At 69.4% G+C, this 2,207-nt stretch carries 3 protein-coding genes and 1 pseudogene; 1 reads left to right on the top strand and 3 read right to left on the bottom strand.

Annotation, left to right across the window (positions count from 1 at the left end; genetic code table 11):
* Positions 1 to 250: 250 nt before the first annotated feature.
* Positions 251 to 1,079 (top strand): annotated as a pseudogene (locus ITI46_RS34220) (IS5 family transposase).
* Positions 1,080 to 1,094: 15 nt separating this feature from the next.
* On the opposite strand, the gene ITI46_RS34215 reads toward ITI46_RS34220, so the two are convergent.
* From ITI46_RS34215 to ITI46_RS34205, 3 genes are all read right to left on the bottom strand, one after another.
* On the bottom strand, positions 1,095 to 1,340 hold the full coding sequence (locus ITI46_RS34215; protein ID WP_209243913.1) for a hypothetical protein: 246 nt from the start codon (positions 1,338 to 1,340) through the stop codon (positions 1,095 to 1,097).
* Between the two features lie 71 nt (positions 1,341 to 1,411).
* Positions 1,412 to 1,756, bottom strand: a complete 345-nt coding sequence (locus ITI46_RS35970) for a hypothetical protein (protein ID WP_209243911.1) — start codon at positions 1,754 to 1,756, stop codon at positions 1,412 to 1,414.
* Between the two features lie 151 nt (positions 1,757 to 1,907).
* Complete coding sequence (locus ITI46_RS34205) at positions 1,908 to 2,159, bottom strand: hypothetical protein (RefSeq protein WP_209243909.1); 252 nt, start codon at positions 2,157 to 2,159, stop codon at positions 1,908 to 1,910.
* Positions 2,160 to 2,207: the final 48 nt, after the last annotated feature.

Genomic DNA, 2,207 nt, shown 5'->3' with positions numbered 1-2,207 from the left:
GTGGCGCAGTTTGGTAGCGCACTTGACTGGGGGTCAAGGGGTCGTGGGTTCAAATCCCGCCGTCCCGACCGGAGAAAGAGCAGGTGAGGGCGGGTCTCCCGAGACGGGAGACCCGCCCTCATTGCTGTCCAACCGCTGTTGGGGAGAAATCTGGGAGACGATCTTGGAATCTTCGCCCGTGACGCCCCTAAAGCGTGTCTCTTTGATGGGTTGATCGGTTGTGTCCGTCCGATTAGTGATCACCGACGCGATGTGGGGCCGGATCGAGCCGCTGATGCCGGCCGATCCGGTCCGCGGGCGGCGATGGGCCGACCACCGCCGCACTCTCGAGGCCATCGCGTGGAAGTACCGCACCAACTCGCCCTGGCGGGACCTTCCCGACGAGCTCGGCTCATTCCAGACCGCTCACAAACGGCTGATCAGATGGGCCGTCGACGGCACATGGGAGAGAATCCTCGAGGCGGTCCTGGCGGCGGCGGACGCCGATGACGACCTCGACTGGACGGTGTCGGTGGACTCCACGGTCATCCGGGCCCACCAGCACGCTGCCGGAGCACGCAAAAAGGGGCGGCCCACTCCGGCGAGCCCGCCGATCACGCGCTCGGACGCTCCCGCGGCGGAGTGAGTACCAAGGTCCACCTGGCCGCGGACGGCCACGCACGACCCCTCGCCTTCACAGTCACCGAGGCCAGACAGGTGATGCACCCGCCTTCGAAACGGTGATGTCCCGCATCCGCGTGCCCCGCACCGGCCCGGGCAGGCCCCGGACCCGGCCCCTGGCCGTTCTGGCCGACCGCGCGTATTCCTCACGTGCCATCCGCACTCACCTGCGGCGCCGGGGCATCCGCGCGGTCATCCCGCAGCCCTCCGACCAAGTCGGCCACCGCCTGCGGCGAGGCCGACTCGGTGGCCGTCCGCCCAGCTTCGACAGCGAGGCATACAAGCAGCGGAACACCGTCGAGCGGTGCATCAACCGCCTCAAGCAGTGGCGCGGCCTGGCCACACGAACCGACAAGCTCGCAATCGCCTACCAGGCCGCACTCCACCTCGCCGCCATCCTCATCTGGATCCAACGCTGACCAAAGAGACAGAACCTAGTCGGGCCGTGCGGTCTTCTCGGCGGCCTTGGCGGCGGCCAGTTCGTCCTTGGCCAGGTCGAGCTGCCGTTCCAGGGCGCGCTGCTCGCGCTCGTAGCGGTCGGCGGCCACGCGGTCGATGCGGTCCAGCTGCCGCTCGATGCTGCTGAGGTCGCCGTAGGCGCCCTTGGCGCCCTTGGCGCCCTTGGCCAGCAGTCGCGCCCGCTGGGCCTTCTCGCTGGTGGTGTAGGTACGTCCGGCCATGCCGAACTCCTCTCAGTGGGGTGGTCAGCCGACTTTGCGCAGTTCGTCAGTGCGGCACAGGACCGGCCCGATCAGCGGGCCGATCCGGTGGACGGTCCACCGGCCCTGAGTGAGCGGGCCGGGCGGGACCTCGTCCACGATCCGTCCGGTCCGTCCGGCCACGCGGGGGTCGTCCTCGCAGGAACAGATGAGCACTTGGTCACCGGCGTTGAACGGCATCGCGTCCAGCTCCCCGGCCAGCGCCGGATGGCCTTGTTGATGGCGTCCAGGGCCTTGATGCGCTGGTACTCGGTCGGGTTCGAGCGGCGGCCCTCCTCCTCGGTGATCCGCTTCGCGTCCTCGTGGCTGTAGCCCTTCTGCCGGGCGTCGGTGTAGACGGCCGTGAGGTGGTCCACGAGTTTGTTTCCGGTCTTCACGATGTGGCTCCTCTCCCGGGTCCGGTCTGTCCGGTCCCACCACGCCCGCCAGCCCTCACGGCAGCGAGGGCTGGATGGCGCGGAAGGGCAGGTCAGCCCTTGCGGTTGGAGAAGTCGACCCACACCGAGCGCAGGACGACCACGCACACGGTCAGACCCACTGCACCGAGGGCGAACGCCATGAAGAACAGGGACAGGCACGCGGCGGCGGCGCAGCCGCAGGCGGTGTAGTGACCGCCTTCCGCGCGTCGAACGGCCGGGCCGGGGCCTGCTGGTGGTGCCGGCAGGGGGCGGGCTGCGTTTGCTGGGCGGTGGCCTGTACGGCGGCGAGCATCAGGGCGAACTGTTCGCCCTGGCGGGCCGCTTCGACCGTCTCCCGCGACGCCTTCTCGATATCGCTCATCAGGGTGCCTCCACAGTCGGCAGCGCGCCGCCCCCTCACCCCCCCCCC

This window comes from Streptomyces oryzae (genome assembly GCF_017676365.1).
In the GTDB taxonomy this organism is placed as follows: Bacteria; Actinomycetota; Actinomycetes; order Streptomycetales; family Streptomycetaceae; genus Streptomyces; species Streptomyces oryzae.
The sequence above is the reverse complement of the archived record's forward strand: the minus strand, read 5'-3'. Positions and strand labels throughout refer to the sequence as shown.